Here is a 15224-nt window from a genome sequence, read left to right as displayed (position 1 = left end):
GATGGCATTGGACCGTCTGAATATGGCGTTTAGCATCGTGGACGATATCCGCTTGTTGAATCTAACCGCCTTTACAGCATCGCTGTTGTTGAAGAATTTGCCTGAGGAATCCGAAGTTTCCGGCGTTCTGCATTGGAACCAGTCCGAGTTGGCGGTCGCCGTTGGGGCGTCCCGGGTGTCAGTGGGCAAAGCGCTGAAGAAGCTCGAGCAGGAAGGGTTGATCGCACTGAAGTATGGCGCCATCGAAATTCCCGACGCCAAAGCCCTGTCCGATTGGATTGATGCTGCCAGGGCTGAGAATTCTTCGTAGAAAGAGCGCTATTTAATAAGCGCCCGAACCAATGAATTCATCGATGCAATAGCTCGGAATTCTGTCGCAGAATTTGCTGCGTTTCTAAGTATGACCGCTTTGCGTTTCTAGGTTCGAAGCTTGCGAGCACAGCCTAACAATCGGCAGGGATCACTTTCGCACCGCAGAATACTACTATAGATTGCATCTTTTCATTGAAAGCCCATCTCTTTACTATGCTTATGGAGTTATAGCTGAATATTATAAAGTAATGCTATGCATATGTTGAGTGACTTTAATAGTTATTATTCACTATTAGAGTCTCGATTTAATACTTTAATTTACCTCTTGTTTGGACTGTTTTGCGTGTTTTATCGCAGAATAGAAAGTCTGACCCAAATTTTTTTGAACTAAGATCAAGAATGCCAAGTTCTTAGCATTCTTGACCGCACGGACAGCGTATCAACGCTCCAGAACCCTACCTTTTGCCCTCACCTAGTGCACCTATGTCGCGAGTAAGCATCAGACCAGCTTCACAGAGGGAAGTCTCTTTTGGTTGCGCTGAAGGAGCCAGTTTGGAGCGCTGATGTCATACGAATCGATGAGTTTGCGTGGGAAGATCGACGATCGTGCGACAGGACTTTGGACGAGACTACTATGCTTAAAAGAAAGGAAAAACCGAGTGTCTGTTAGGTTGTGTTTGATCTCCGTTCTGACGACCGGATTGCTAATAGGATCTGCGGCTAGCCCTGGCAACGCCCATGATTTGGCTTCCGATTTTTCAGCTGGAAATAGCTGGAAAAAATCACCGGCATTGTCATCGAAAACGGATTATATGCAGTTGGCCGAAAGGCGCGGGGGCGGTAGCGCTCGTAGCCGAGGGGCGCGAGTTGGTGGTCACGATGTGAACCGCAACAAAAATGTTAATCGCAACACCAATATTAATCGTAACACCGACGTTAACCGCAATACCAACATTAACCGCAACAAAAACACGAACATCAACGTAAATCGCAACCGAAACGTGAATGTTCACGTCAACGTCAGGACCCGCCCATATGGTTGGAGAGGGGCTCGTTGGGGGGCCGTTGCGTTTGGCGTGACGATGGGCGCGATCATCGTTGTCGCAGCCAACACCCCACCTCCTCCGCCGGATCCCTCGCTGTGCTGGACCTGGACCAACTCTGCACTGACAGAAGGCTACTGGTACTATTGCAGTGGCCCTTAAGTCCATCTTGCCGCGCCGTTGACCGGAGCCCCGGAAGGGTCTGTCTACGGTTTGCTAATTCGCGAGCTTGGGGAGCTTAGCCCCGATGGCCGTTCTAATTCTGAATTGTGAAAGGGTCTCATGTGACCGCAAATATGTTTAGGTTTGCAGCGCAGTTATCGCTGTTTTCTCTGGTGTTTTTGCTGCCAATTGCACCAGTGTCCGCTCAGCAGTCTGTTGCTGAAGTTATTGGCGCAGAGTGCAAGCAGGAGCTGGCTCAATATTGTGACAGCGTAACACCAAGCAGGGGCAGAATTGCAGCCTGCCTAATGGCTCACAACGACAAGCTCTCCGAGCAATGTGAAATCGCCTTCGAGGCAGGCCTGCTGCAGTTGTCGATTATCCTGAATACCGTCAACTATGTAGTCGAGCAGTGCCATGCGGATATCGATGAGCATTGTGACGGCGTTCCGGTTGGTGGCGGGCGTATTGCTCAATGTCTAACCAAAAGCATGGACAAGCTGCAGCCCGACTGCAAGGAGGCTTTTTCGCAGGCAAAGGAAGACCTTCAATAGGTTCTTCGGCGATACGGATCGTGACCTGGCTCGCCAACCGGCGAGTCTTTCCAATCGCCGTTCACAATCAATCGGCGGCTTGGTGAAGTCGTATCCACGGTGTTGTCAGGTTATCTAAGGTTTAGTCGCGCGCGAGACTACGGCTGTTTTTACGCAATTTGTTCGGCCGCAAACTTCCACTCAAGCATGGCCTGACAGCGATGGGTTCGAATTTGAGAAGAGGAGCGGTTGGATTGGGCCCGAAAGAAGTGATCACGGATTGCAGACGAATTCGACACGAAATGTTGCAGTGAACCGAGTGATCGGAAGCCGTGTCGCGTCCGCTCTCGTTTTCGGAACGGCAAGTGAGAATTCTCCGCCCGATTGTTCAAGCTTTTGTGGGAGCCGTACTCAACGTTGGGTATGAGTTGTCGCTGCGCAGCACTTTAGGAACGCAGCTTCCAATCAAACAATCGGGTGTTGGTGGCTCCATCCAGGGTTGTGCCGCATCGGCAGCATAGGCACGAATTTTGCGTGATTTTCAGTCTTCTAACCTGAGATTGGTTAGTTGACTTGATTCTGGATGAATGAAGTTTGGGATTCTGCAGAGGTTTTGAAATGTCGTTTATCATAATTGGTCACCGCTTTTGTAGAGCTTTGATCAATACGGTTCTGTCGGTCTTTCTGATTTCGACGTCAATTCAGGCGCAGACGCCTCCAAAACCATCAGTTGTTGTCGCTGAAGCAAAGCTTGAGTCGGTAACTTATAGCGATACCTATCTCGGTCGTGTCGTGGCGGTGAACTCAGTGGACATCATTGCCCGTGTGGCGGGGTTCGTCGAAAAGGTTAATTTCAAGGATGGGACAAAAGTCGCCTCGGGCGAAGTCCTGATAGAGATTGAATCGGATTCCTACAAAGCGGACGTCACACAGATCCAAGGTCAGATTGAAGCGGCAAAGGCGGAGAAGAAGCTTGCAGACATTCAACTGGACCGTCAGCAAAAGCTGTTTAAACGCGGTGATGTCTCCGAATCGGTCGTACAAAAGGCAGAAGCACAGCAGGGTCAGGCAAACGGTCTGATCATGCAGTTACAAGGCAGTTTACAGAATGCGCAAATCCAGTTGTCCTACACAAAAGTCACCGCGCCCTTCGACGGACGGATTGGGCTGACCAGTATAGGCACCGGAGCTTTTGTGAACCCGCAGAGCGGTACGCTGCTGACGTTGTCCAGTATCGACCCAATTTATGTGACCTTCCCGGTCTCAAATGCGCAACTACTGGATTTCCAGAAACAAGGTGAAATCCTTGAAAGCAGCGAAGTTGCGTTGCAACTCATCTTGGCGAACGGTGAGGCTTACAAAAGCAGAGGCAAAGTAGCTGTCATTGATACAACGGTCCAGGAAAACACTGATACCGTGCTTGTTCGAGGCATTTTCCCTAACCCGGATGGAGCCCTGTTGAACGATCAGTTGGCGCGTGTCAGCGTTATCGACAGTCCGGATGAAAAGTCATTGATCATTCCGGCTGACGCCCTGCAAAGTGACCAGGGTGGCTACTTTGTACTGACGGTCGGAACCGATGGGAAAGTTGCCAAAACGCCGATTAAGACGCGCGAAGTTACTGGCACACAGGCCGTCGTTACCGATGGGTTGAAGGCGGGTGACAAGGTCATCACTCAGGGCTCTCAGAAGGTGCGTGTCGGCATGGAAGTCACGACCGAGACCGCCGCCAGCTCCCAACAGTCAGCCAAGGAATAAGCGGATGATCTCGCGTCTTTTCATTCGCAGGCCGCGCTTTGCGATCGTAATTTCCATTCTGTTCACGCTAGCTGGCCTGATCTCGCTCACGCGTCTGCCGATTCAGCAACTGCCGGACATCGTTCCGCCAACCGTTCAAGTCTCGGCTTTTTATCCCGGGGCGAGCGCCGAGGTTGTGGAAAGTACCGTCGCGCAGTCGATTGAAGAGCAGATTATTGGCGTCAGCGACATGCTCTACATGAAGTCCACCAGCGGTGGAGACGGCAGCTACGGCCTACAGGTCACGTTCAAGCCCGGAACCGACCCGGATATCAATGCCGTCAATGTGCAAAACCGTGTGGCGCTGGCTACTGCATCCCTTCCCGACGAAGTGGTGCGCGCAGGTGTGATTACGCAAAAGCAATCCACGGCCCTGCTACAGGCAATCGCAATCACATCCGACGATCCCGAGCATGACACGCTTTATCTGTCGAACTTCGCAACCATCAACCTGCTAGACAGCATCAAACGCTCGCCCGGTGTCGGCAACGCGACCATCTTCGGGGCGCAAAACTATTCGATGAGAATATGGCTGGACGTTGACACCATGACCGGCCTGAACGTGGCCGTATCAGATGTGATCACCGCCCTGAACTCCCAGAACGTGCAGGCTGCTGTCGGTCGAGTTGGTGCGCAACCGATGACGGAAGACCCCGCGTTTCAGTTGAACATTCAGACGCAAGGACGTCTGAGCACAGTCGAGGAATTCGAAAACATCGTCGTTCGGGCTGATCCGGACGGTTCATTCATCTATGTGCGCGATATCGGGCGCGTCGACCTGGGTGCGCAGTCTCAGGATTCCTTTGCACAATTTGACGGCAGCCCGACTGCCATGATTGGTGTTTACCTGACACCCGGCGCAAACGCCCTGAACACAGCCGAAGAAGTGCGCAAAGCCATCGAGCAGCTCGAGCCTTCGTTCCCCGATGGGGTGAAATGGCAAATACCGTATAACTCCGTCTATTTCGTCGAGGCCAGTATTGATGAGGTTGTGAGGACACTGATCGAAGCCTTCGGTCTGGTTGTCATCGTTGTCTTCCTGTTCCTGGGCAGCCTGCGGATGGCTCTGATCCCTCTGATCGCGGTTCCGGTCTCGCTGATCGGAGCGTTGGCGTTCATGCTGGCGCTCGGATTCTCAATAAATACGGTGACGCTGCTAGCGTTAGTTTTGGCAATCGGTATCGTTGTGGATGATGCGATAGTAGTTCTGGAAAACGTCGAAAAGGTCATGTCGGAGCGGCCTGACCTATCAGTTGCTGACGCCACAGCGGAGGCGATGGGGCAGATCACCGCCCCCATTTTGGCGATCACCTTTGTGCTGTTGTCCGTCTTCGTCCCTGTTGCGTTTGTACCGGGTATCACCGGTGCAATGTTTCAGCAATTTGCGGTCGCCGTCTCGTTCTCAATGTTGATTTCCGCGCTCAATGCACTGACGCTCAGTCCTGCGTTGTGTGCAATCCTGTTGAAACGTCATGAAGGACCCAGAAAGGGGCCACTGGCATGGCTGTCGCGGAGAATAGACAATGCGCGTGACGGCTATGCCGTCGTCGCCGGGATTTTTGCACGCCGCGCCGTACTTGGACTGATTTTCTTGGCCGTAGCGGTTTTTGGCGCAGGTACCTTGTTCAAGATCGCCCCGTCCGGGTTTTTGCCGACCGAAGATCAAGGCGCATACTTTGTTGAAATCCAATTGCCTCAAGGTGCATCGGTCAATCGCACGGCCAATGTTATGGACGAGACGTATGAAATTCTAAAGAATGCACCGGGCGTTCAGAATGTGATGACGGTCACTGGATTCAGCATTCTTGATGGCCTAACAGAGTCGAATGCGGGCTTCATGATCGCCATCATGAAGCCTTTCGAAGACCGGACCGACCCCGCGCTTTCTGTAGATGCGTCGATTGCTTATACTCACCGGCATCTGGCGTCGTTGAAGTCGGCCATTGGAATTCCGTTCAATCTACCTCCGATTTCGGGTCTGGGCACCGGCGCAGGGTTTGAATTCCAGCTTCTGGATTTGCAGGGTGGCAGCCCGCTTGAACTGGGAGCCGCAGCCAAAGGGCTGATTACCGGTGCCAACAGCGACCCGCGTTTGACAGGTGTTTATACGACATTTTCGGCCAACACCCCTAAGCTGGACCTGAAGCTTGATCGCGAAAGGCTGCAGACTCTGGGTGTCGACGTCAGCACGCTGTTCCAAGCAATGCAGGTTTCAATGGGGGGCTATTATGTCAACGACATGAACCTGTTCGGCCGGACTTGGCAGGTGAATCTGGAGGCTGAAGAAAAGTTCCGACAGAATATCGAAGATGTCGGCCGTATTCATGTGCGCAACGACAAGGGTGAAATGGTCCCTGTCCGGGCTATTGCCACAACAGCATTAACGACCGGCCCAGAGAAATTAGTGCGGTACAATAACTATCGGTCCGTCACCATTTCCGGCAACCCGGCCCCAGGCGTGTCTTCGGGTGAATCCATCGCCGCGATGCAAGAAGTTGCTACAAAATCGCTGTCCAAAGGCTATAGCTTTGATTGGACAGGTACCGCACAACAGGAAATCGCAGCGGCTGGCCAAACTCCGATTGTCTTGGGTTTGGCCGTTCTTTTTGCCTATTTATTCCTGGTAGCGTTGTATGAAAGCTGGACGATTCCGTTGATCGTTTTGCTGTCAGTTTCGTTCGCGGTCTGTGGTGCGATGTCGGCATTGCTGATAGCTGGGCTCGCCAACAACATTTATGCGCAAATCGGGCTCGTGGTGCTGATCGCTCTCGCGGCCAAGAACGCAATTCTGATCGTAGAATTTGCTATGGACCGCCGCGCAGAGGGGATGAGTATCATCGATGCTGCTATAGACGGGGGGCGATCGAGATTCCGTGCCGTCATGATGACCAGCTTTGCCTTCATCGCAGGTCTGTTCCCGCTGGTTGTTGCTACAGGTGCCTCCATGTTGGCACGAAAAGGCGTAGGGACCCCGGTATTCGGCGGCATGATCGCAGCTTCATTTGTCGGCGTCCTCTTCATTCCAGCGCTGTACGTTGTGGCCCAATGGTTCCGCGAAAAGGTACACGGAACTCCGGCGGGAGATGTAAAGGAAGAGCAAGCCCATTCGGCCTGAATGGTGTAGACAATAGCATCGCTTTGCGAGCCTGAGGCAGGCAGTTGACGTTGATATGCCTGATAAACCTGGTAGGAAAAAAGGCTCTGTTGCAAGTTCCTGTCTCAGGTGTGAAAAGCAGCTTTTTCACAGTAGGCTGTTGATTTCATGAGTGCATTCAAAGGCCGTCATTTCAGCGGCGATGTCGTGTTGTGGACGGTTCGCTGGTATTGCCGGTATGGGATCAGCTACCGCGATCTTGAACAGATGATGGCCGAGCGCGGTGTGCGCATTGATCACGTCACCCTCTATCGGTGGGTTCAATCTTATGCACCCGAAATGGAGAAGCGACTTCGCTGGCAATGGCGTCGGCCGGCTTCGGGCAGTTGGCAGGTCGACGAAACCTACATCAATGTCCGCGGAAAATGGCCCTGTCTCTACCGTGCGTTAGACACGTTCGGCAACACCATCGATTTCTATCTCTCTGCCACCCGCAATACCAAAGCGGCAAAGCACTTGTACCTCTCGGCAAATTGTCTTCAGCAGCCGAGCCAATTTGAGCCTTGTTAAAATGAATTGAGACCGCTGAGCGCCCGACATGCCCTTGATTTGATCATTCAGTTTTTTCGCGTTCGACCAAGATGCGATCGATCAGTCCCCAGTCCAGAGCTTCTTCCGGTGTCATGAACCTGTCCCTGTCCATCGCAAGTTCGAACTCCTCGTAAGTTCGATTGCAGTGTTCGGCATATAGACGCGTCATGTGCTGCTTCGTTCGCAGGATCTCCTCGGCATGGATCGCCATGTCAGATGCCTGTCCTTGGAAGCCGCCAGACGGCTGATGGATCAGAATATTGGCGTTAGGTAGTACGGCACGCTCGCCGGGTTCGCCGGCCATCAGAAGGAACGAGCCCATCGATCGGGCTGTCCCCATGCACAGCGTGTGAACTGGCGCTTGGATATAGCGCATGGTGTCGTACATCGCGAAGCCGCTTGTGACCACGCCGCCTGGCGAATTGATATAGAGTTGAATTGGTCGCTTTGGGCTCTCGGCTTCCAGAAACAGCAACTGGGCGCAGACGAGCGCCGACACCGAGTCATTTACTTCCCCATTGAGGAATATGATCCTTTCGCGAAGGAGGCGGGAATAAATGTCGAAAGACCGTTCTCCGCGGCTGGATTGTTCAACAACCGTCGGGACGAGCTGCATCGCTTCGCGCATTGGCGAACTCCTGAGTTTAAAGATTTCGGTTTTCAGAAAAGGTTTGTCAGGCAACCAACATCAGGAACGGCTCATTACTGTTTGCTGCCTTAGAAATTGGCGACATCAAACGAATGTCGGTGAGCCGATGCACGATCCTGAGGAGTGTACCGCCATTCTCTTCGGGTATGAGCTCAAATGCTACGACACTTTCCAGAAATGGTGGGGTGCCATCCTTCATACGGTAAGAGACTTCCTCGCCGGGCACTTCTGTCAGCGGCTCTGATTGGGCAAGGTCCCTCTCCGGCAACCATTTTTCTCTGAACGCTGGGATCGTGATCGCCCGCCAAACCTTTTCCGGCGGAGCTTCGAGTTCGTATTCAAGAACCACGTCAGCTGATTGTGCGCCGTCAGCAACAGCTGTTTCGGTCTCTTCCTCGGTTGCTCGATCGCTCATTGGTCCATGTCCTTCAGTAGGGCTTTCAACGCGTCGATACGTGCTGGCCAATAGGCCCGATATTTTGCGAGCCAATTCGCGATGAGCGCGAGCCCATCCGGGTCGACTTCATAGTTCACATAACGGCCGTCCCGTTCCTGGCGCACGAGCTTGGCCTGGCACAGGACCGAAAGGTGCTGTGACATTGCTGGTTGGCTGATATCCATGCCTTCCCTCAACGAACTCGCATTCATGCGGCCGAAGGCTAGCTTTTCGAAGATCGCACGGCGAGTTGGATCAGCCAGAGCCTTGAATATTTCATTTTCCATCACGATAACACATAAGCACGCGCTTATGTGATTCGCAACCCTTGTCTGATCGAGATTGTTCCAGGCCGAATACGTTCAATTGCAAAAGACCCGTGATGGGGAACCTACCTATCGTCGTGTCCGTTCGGACCGAAGGCCGACACTGCGACTTACTGTGACTCTCCGGCTCACTTTCGAAGGTGGGGTGCCCTGCACCCCTGCCAAGTGGCGAGCGTGGGGGTAGCAAGTGCAAGGGAGTGGTGCGGGCGCAGCCGCAGGCGAGCCACGGCTCCCTAGCGGGCGCGAGGGGGACCCCTTAGGGGGTCTTTTCCCATTGAAACCGTGTCAGTGCTTTGCTTGCACTAGGTTTTTGCCATGGTTTTCAAAGGTTTGATTTCATTTGTCTGCACCTGAAGCTTGACGCCTGGTGCAGGTGAAACCCGATGTGCAGACTAGTGGGAGAAGGGTGTTGCACCACTTCCTTTTATCTTGCCCTCCCAAACCGAAGCCGTTGAACCGCCTCAGCCCATGCTACTCGTCGGTTTCCATTGGATTTCCTTTCCTGCCGGAACGCATCGGGCAACTAAATGCAATGGCTCGCAGCAAGATTGTTCGAAGCGGACGATGATGCGCATGCAGCAACCGAATATCCGAAGCATATTCCAGGTCATTTAAACGGTGCTCGACGACAATTAAGCTTCAGGCGATGTGAGTTCGATGCTTTGAAGCACCGAATACGGATGGCTCGTCCTCAACTGGGCACTGACAGCTACATCAACATGCCTGCTCCCGGGCCGCTCTACGTCATGGCAGAGAACGCTCAGCCTGCACTTCCACACGATAAAGCGTCCTTGTCATCTGGTCTTAATCAGCTTTCAATTCTCGTAGGGAACATCAAGAATATTTTTCACTCTGTCGAACCAGATACGGGCAACATGGCGCTATACGGACATCTTATCCGGAATACGTTGTTGTTCGCAGCGATGGAATTCGAGAATGAATGTAAGGGCGTGCTGACGGCCAACGGCTATGTGCCACCGGGCGGACCTACCCGCTGGTCAACCGTGGACTTTGTCAAAGTACTTCAGCCACTTCGATTGACAGAATATGAAGTGCAGCTTGGCTATTATCCATCCATACCGAGCCGTTCTCCATTCTCAAGTTGGAGTGCGCAAGCTGCCACCCAATCGCTGCCGTGGTATGATGCCTACAATGCCGTCAAACATGACAGGGAGCTTCATTTCTCTAGAGCTACTGTAGAGCACGCGATTGATGCCGTATGTGGCTGCGCGATCATGCTCGCGGCTCAGTATCGGCTGATCCACAATTGGAAAGATCAAATTGGTGATTTTTTCAAATTTGTGAAACATCCCGATTGGCCTATCGAGCAGAGGTACGTGAACCGCACTCGCGCAACGCATCCGAAGCGGTGGGTTCCCGTACCGTACAACTTTCCCTGACTGTGACCCGGACGTGGATCGGAGCGCTGAAAGCTCATACTGTTATGTGAGATTTTCGCCAATACTGGAAATGAATACCAATTCCGGATCAGGCCGAAAGTGGCGAAAACTCTCGAATTGGAATGTCGTAAACGGGCTCGAAGCCGACCTACTGCGCGCGCGTGCTTAATGACGGCATTGCCCCGCCAAATCGGTCGTTCATCGGTTCTATATAGTGTCCCGGAAGCTGACGTTCGTTGCAGGTTGAGTGAAGGACTAAAATGGGCGGAGAGCGGACGTTTGCTGCAACGGAAACCAATGGCGGAAATGCGAACAAAGCCGAGGGAGATTGATGCCCTAGCTAAGCAATAGATAGTTTTTTGTGCGGAGCAACGTCTGGGGTGTAACTAGAGCATATGTTCTGACACTTCGCGTGAGAATTAGGCGCAAAACTGCTACTCAAATCAATACTCTAAGTGTCGCTGCCACTCTTCTGCTACTTCCGTAGCCGCAATTGACACTGCGCCGCCGATCAGGACGTCGAGCACCTGCTCAATGCGGGTGTAATCGTAGCCACTTTTGCGCTCACGCTGTTCCAGGAATTTTCGCATGTAACGCGTCTTGCCTTCGAGTTCACCTTGGTATGAAGCGGTCGCTCGGTTGAAATTTGTCCACTGAACACGCGCCTTGTCGCCGAGATCGAGATAGCATTCAATGGCGGCTGCGCGTCCGTTGATATCACCAGTATGCTCACCGTCTGGGCCTAGCGTCCTGAACGTCGTAAAGTCGGGAAGGTCTGGCAGTGCGAGGATACGCATGTTGGTAGGCACGCTTAGCGCAGCGCAGCGACCATGGTTGGCGAGACCTTCCGCATCGTTGTCAAACAGAACGAGAATTTTATTCTGGACCGCTATTCCAATGAGCCCTTGCACGAAGCGGAACATATTGCCGGTGCCCGAGAATGGATAGCCTTCTTCCATATCAACAAAAGAGAAAAAGTCTGCGACGTGAGGGCGAAGCAGGTTAAGAGCATGCTGGATGATCTTGGCATCGGAGCTGCCTTCAGTAACGATCAGGAAACGGGCGCTGGGATCGAGCAATCGTACGAAATCTTCACGGCGCGCATAGCCCCCTGTGTCAATATCATTGAACGACCATTGTACTGGCAATGACGCGGCGTGGGGATTACGTGCGAGGAGATGAAGCACCGTATAAGCACTCATGTTCTCCATCGCCTCCGATATCCGGTGATAGGTCTCGAAATCATCTTTAGCTAGCGCATCGAGACCAAGCCGCGGCGCCAGCTCTCGGCGGAAAAACTTCCCAAAATCCTGACCGCCATCGCCATAATCGGCTGATAGAGCCGTAACATCGACTTTGGCGAGGGCATCGCGTAACTGAGAAAAAGTGAAACGATCAGGATCAAAGTCGTTGAACTGCGCGCGGAACAAGAACTCCTTCTCACATTGGTCAAAGGTGTGACCGAGCAAGTTAATTCTGTCGATCACAAGTGGAAGGGGTTTGGTCAAACCTTCTTTAAGCTCGACTATCGGTTCCCAAATTGTGTCACTCTCGAAGTCAATTCCGACTTGGTTTCCCGCGTAGTAATAGGGAATATTAGCAATATCCTTCTCGCCCTGAAACAAAGCTGAATGGTCTTGGAAGCCAAAATTCTGGCCCCAGTCGATTTCCAGACGCCCTACGGCAAGATGAATCATTGAACCCATACCGTATATTAACGGATGGATAGATGCTCTGAAACCACGAACGACTTGCGAGACGCCGTACGGTCTGGGGTCTAAGCCGACATTTGCGGCCGATTGCACTAATGTCAGGATTGGGCCGAAACCAGCCGCGAACTTGCGCTGCGTGAACGTCCGCTTCAATGACTTTTCGTACGGAAACCGACGGTCCGCCTCCGGCCCCAAAAAGGTCATTTGACAGAGGTCAGGTCTTTTGTCCTCACGCAACCAGCTTTTCCCGACTCCCAAAAACGCCAAAAGCAGAACCGAACTCGATTGCATGATTGGACGCCACTTGGACGCCGCTTACGCAACGTGAAATTCATCCACAGGTTAAGTATTTGAAAAGATTGGTGACCCCGACAGGATTCGAACCTGTGACCCTCAGATTAGGAATCTGATGCTCTATCCTGCTGAGCTACGGGGCCTTGAGGAGCTCGATTAGCATGATTTTTCGATCTATGCGAGCCCTCAGGGACGAAGCCGGGGCGGGATGGGGATTATTGTGTATCAGTGCGGCATCCAGATGGAAATTTAAGGGCTGATTTGACGACAGAATGGCGCAATGTCTTTGACTTGCCTTATTCGCTCCTTAGCAAGTGGTTTCGTCGTGACCGTTCTCTCGTCAATGATGGAAACACAACTTCGGATCTAGTCTCCGGAGCGAGCTGTTGATGTCGCTGCAGGGGTAGTTTGAAGCAGAGAACGATTGAATTGAACGGGCTGAGAGGGCAGCAGGTGTTCAAGGAGTTTTGGCAGTTACCGGGAAAGTTCTGCATCGGTAAGGGCGTAGGCGGGTTGTTTGTGAGAAGGTCCTTGCCGTGTGCCGTCTTGCTTGTTCTATTCGGCAGTCCCTGGAACGCCGTCAACGCCGACGACTCCCCGGACGCCGCAATCTCAGCTTGTGTTCCTGCCGGTGTCGAAGCGGTTGCCGTCGAGGAGAAGAGCGCCGACCGTGTATTTGTTTCAAGGACCGGGCAGCGATTTTTGGCGACGGACATTCAATCTCATGCCTCCGACAGGTCTTCCATCCTGGTTGCGCACGGCAGTGACGCCGCCGGAAACCGGCAGGTGCTGGAAGCCATTCCGGCAGGACCGGCCAATCGCTGGGGATTTATCCCGGCCTGGATTGTCGTGCGTGAGGCAGATGCGTCAAGGCTGCTTCAGGCAGCTGAACTGGAAGCCGGGGTTGCCGTATTTGCGCCGGACAAGGCTTCCGGTCCGTGTGCCGATCATCTGCGTCAGGCCGAGACTTTGGCGCGTGGTGAAAAGTCCGGCATCTGGGCGAGAGGAAAACACCTCCCTGTCTACTCGGCGGCTGACCTGAAAGAACTCGAAGCGTCAGCCGGGCAATATGTAATTGCGCACGGGCGCGTTGTTTCACTTGGAAAAACGCGCAGCACCCGCTATCTGAATTTTGGAAGATATTGGAAGACTGATTTCACCGTCACACTGAAAGCCTCCGACGAGGCAGAGTTCGACGCGGCGCTCGGGCGAAACGGTTGGCGAATAGAGGACCTGGCGAACAAAACCGTCGAAATTCGCGGTGTAGTCCAGGTACGGGACGGTCCGCTGATTGTGCTCCGTCATCCGGAGCAACTGGCGGTACTTGAGGACAAAAGGGCAGGACGTGGCGGCCGAAACATCAACTAAACTCCCGCACATCAGAATGCTTCGGACAAGGGTGAGAAAAAACCTTGGCACGGTGCGCAGCTGGGCGCGCGCCGGGTTGGTTGGTGCTTTGTCGCTTGTCGTTGCCTCCTGCCAGCTGCTTGGAAACGGGGCGAGTGTCGGGACGGTCTCACCCGGGACCCTGCGACCGAACCTGGCAGGCGATATCGGAGCGCGAGAACACCCGCGCGTCGTCGCGACATATGGCGGCGTTTACAAGGACCCGGGCGCTGAAAGAGCCGTTGCCAGCGTTGTCGGACGTCTGGTTGCCGCATCGGACGACCCCTCGCAAAGCTACAAGATCACTATTTTGAACTCGCCCGCCATCAACGCATTCGCGTTGCCGGGTGGATATCTTTATGTCACCCGTGGTCTGCTGGCGCTGGCGAACGACACGTCGGAAGTTGCAGCCGTTCTTGCGCACGAAATGGCTCATGTAACGGCAAGCCACGCAATCAAACGTGCGCAGCGGGCCGAAGCCAAGCAGCTGGCAAACAGGATCCTGACCGACGTGGTTCAGGATTCCGAAGAAGCGCGGAAGGCGCTTGTCTCCTCGCAGCTGTCCTTCGCACGGTTCAGCCAGGTTCAGGAACTGGAAGCCGATGCGATCGGGGTCAGAACACTGGCCAAGGCCGGGTATGATCCTTATGCCGCTGCCCGCTTCCTGAGATCCATGGCAGCCTTCGCGCAGTACCAGTCGGCCGACAAGGCGGCCTCTGCCGCGCCGGATTTCCTGTCCTCGCATCCCTCGACACCGGAGCGTCTGCAGATTGCCGTTCGCTCTGCCCGCCAGATAGGTGCGCCCGGGATCGGTGAACGCGACCGCGACCGGTATCTTGGCCAGATCAACGGCATGCTCTTTGGCGACGACCCGTTGGAAGGCTTTGTCCGAGGCAGGTCATTCCTGCACAAGGCTCTCGGGATCGGTTTTTCCGTACCCAAGGGCTATATCCTGGAAAATACCCCGGAAGCCGTACTTGCAAGCAACGGTTCGGGAACGGCGATCCGGTTCGACGGTGCCGATGTCAGCAGGTATTCCAGTCTTGTCGACTACATGAAGTCCGGCTGGATCAACGGCCTGCTGCCGGAAAGCGTGCGCGAAACCACGATAAACGGGCTTCCGGGCGTTACCGGTGCAGCCATCACTCAAGGGTGGTCGTTCCGCATCGCGGTCGTTCGCATCGGGAAAACCGGTTATCGCTTCATTTTCGCCAGCCGGTCGCCGAATGACACCTTCGACAAGGACTTCCGCCAGACGATTGACAGCTTCAAGCAGTTGACGCCGACTGAACGTGCCCGGTTGCGGTCCTTGAGGATCAAGGTGGTCAAGGCCAAGCCGGGCGATACTCCGCGCAAACTTGCCGTTGGCATGAGCGGGGTCGAACCGTCGCGCAGGTTGGAGTTTTTCTCGATCCTCAACGATTTGAGCCCGAACAAGCCGATACCGGTCGGCACAGCGGTCAAGCTGGTGGTCGACTAGCTGCCTGCC

At 53.7% G+C, this 15224-nt stretch carries 13 protein-coding genes, 1 tRNA gene and 1 pseudogene; 9 read left to right on the top strand and 6 right to left on the bottom strand.

Annotated features, from left to right (window positions below; genetic code table 11):
- The 3 genes from ABLQ08_RS24455 to ABLQ08_RS24445 form a co-directional block, all read left to right on the top strand.
- Nucleotides 1-310: helix-turn-helix domain-containing protein (locus tag ABLQ08_RS24455; protein WP_352947642.1), on the top strand; the 310-nt coding region annotated here is incomplete at its 5' end.
- Nucleotides 311-875: 565 nt separating this feature from the next.
- Entirely contained in the window at nucleotides 876-1517 is a 642-nt protein-coding gene (locus ABLQ08_RS24450; protein WP_352947639.1) for a hypothetical protein, read from the top strand.
- A gap of 122 nt (nucleotides 1518-1639) precedes the next feature.
- Entirely contained in the window at nucleotides 1640-2071 is a 432-nt protein-coding gene (locus tag ABLQ08_RS24445) for a cysteine rich repeat-containing protein (protein ID WP_352947636.1), read from the top strand.
- Between the two features lie 149 nt (nucleotides 2072-2220).
- Here the strand turns inward: ABLQ08_RS24445 and ABLQ08_RS32670 are convergent, their stop codons facing one another.
- Complete coding sequence (locus ABLQ08_RS32670) at nucleotides 2221-2475, bottom strand: DDE-type integrase/transposase/recombinase (RefSeq protein WP_417714946.1); 255 nt, start codon at nucleotides 2473-2475, stop codon at nucleotides 2221-2223.
- 193 nt (nucleotides 2476-2668) lie between these two features.
- On the opposite strand from ABLQ08_RS32670, the gene ABLQ08_RS24435 reads away from it, so the two are divergent.
- The 3 genes and pseudogenes from ABLQ08_RS24435 to ABLQ08_RS24425 form a co-directional block, all read left to right on the top strand.
- Nucleotides 2669-3808, top strand: a complete 1140-nt coding sequence (locus ABLQ08_RS24435) for an efflux RND transporter periplasmic adaptor subunit (RefSeq protein ID WP_352947633.1) — start codon at nucleotides 2669-2671, stop codon at nucleotides 3806-3808.
- A gap of 4 nt (nucleotides 3809-3812) precedes the next feature.
- A complete protein-coding gene (locus tag ABLQ08_RS24430; RefSeq protein ID WP_352947630.1) occupies nucleotides 3813-6962 on the top strand; it encodes an efflux RND transporter permease subunit in 3150 nt (1049 codons plus the stop codon).
- A gap of 147 nt (nucleotides 6963-7109) precedes the next feature.
- Nucleotides 7110-7454 (top strand): annotated as a pseudogene (locus tag ABLQ08_RS24425) (IS6 family transposase); the annotation flags it as partial.
- 100 nt (nucleotides 7455-7554) lie between these two features.
- Here the strand turns inward: ABLQ08_RS24425 and ABLQ08_RS24420 are convergent.
- Genes ABLQ08_RS24420 through ABLQ08_RS24410 form a run of 3 tightly spaced genes read right to left on the bottom strand, consistent with a single transcriptional unit; the run spans nucleotide 7555 to nucleotide 8907 of the window.
- The gene (locus ABLQ08_RS24420; RefSeq protein WP_352947627.1) at nucleotides 7555-8160 is read right to left on the bottom strand and encodes an ATP-dependent Clp protease proteolytic subunit; all 606 of its coding nucleotides are present in this window, start codon (nucleotides 8158-8160) and stop codon (nucleotides 7555-7557) included.
- Nucleotides 8161-8206: 46 nt separating this feature from the next.
- Nucleotides 8207-8596, bottom strand: a complete 390-nt coding sequence (locus tag ABLQ08_RS24415) for an SRPBCC family protein (RefSeq protein WP_352947624.1) — start codon at nucleotides 8594-8596, stop codon at nucleotides 8207-8209.
- Entirely contained in the window at nucleotides 8593-8907 is a 315-nt protein-coding gene (locus ABLQ08_RS24410) for an ArsR/SmtB family transcription factor (RefSeq protein ID WP_352947621.1), read from the bottom strand. Before ABLQ08_RS24410 ends, ABLQ08_RS24415 begins: the two co-directional genes overlap by 4 nt.
- Before the next feature lie 563 nt (nucleotides 8908-9470).
- Between ABLQ08_RS24410 and ABLQ08_RS24405 the strand changes: the two genes are divergently transcribed.
- Nucleotides 9471-10343: a hypothetical protein gene (locus tag ABLQ08_RS24405; protein ID WP_352947618.1), complete on the top strand. Its 873-nt coding sequence runs from the start codon at nucleotides 9471-9473 to the stop codon at nucleotides 10341-10343.
- A gap of 443 nt (nucleotides 10344-10786) precedes the next feature.
- On the opposite strand, the gene ABLQ08_RS24400 is transcribed toward ABLQ08_RS24405, so the two are convergent.
- On the bottom strand, nucleotides 10787-12346 hold the full coding sequence (locus ABLQ08_RS24400) for a HEPN/Toprim-associated domain-containing protein (protein WP_352947615.1): 1560 nt from the start codon (nucleotides 12344-12346) through the stop codon (nucleotides 10787-10789).
- Between the two features lie 69 nt (nucleotides 12347-12415).
- Nucleotides 12416-12492: transfer RNA gene (locus ABLQ08_RS24395), tRNA-Arg, on the bottom strand.
- Nucleotides 12493-12895: 403 nt separating this feature from the next.
- Between ABLQ08_RS24395 and ABLQ08_RS24390 the strand changes: the two genes are divergently transcribed.
- A complete protein-coding gene (locus ABLQ08_RS24390) occupies nucleotides 12896-13717 on the top strand; it encodes a hypothetical protein (RefSeq protein WP_352947612.1) in 822 nt (273 codons plus the stop codon).
- 16 nt (nucleotides 13718-13733) lie between these two features.
- Nucleotides 13734-15215 (top strand): M48 family metalloprotease, encoded by a 1482-nt coding sequence (locus tag ABLQ08_RS24385; protein ID WP_352947609.1) that lies wholly within the window; start codon nucleotides 13734-13736, stop codon nucleotides 15213-15215.
- Nucleotides 15216-15224 lie beyond the last annotated feature (9 nt).

The sequence above is a fragment of the Roseibium sp. SCP14 genome (assembly GCF_040329475.1).
Classification (GTDB): Bacteria; Pseudomonadota; Alphaproteobacteria; order Rhizobiales; family Stappiaceae; genus Roseibium.
The sequence above is the reverse complement of the archived record's forward strand: the minus strand, read 5'-3'. Positions and strand labels throughout refer to the sequence as shown.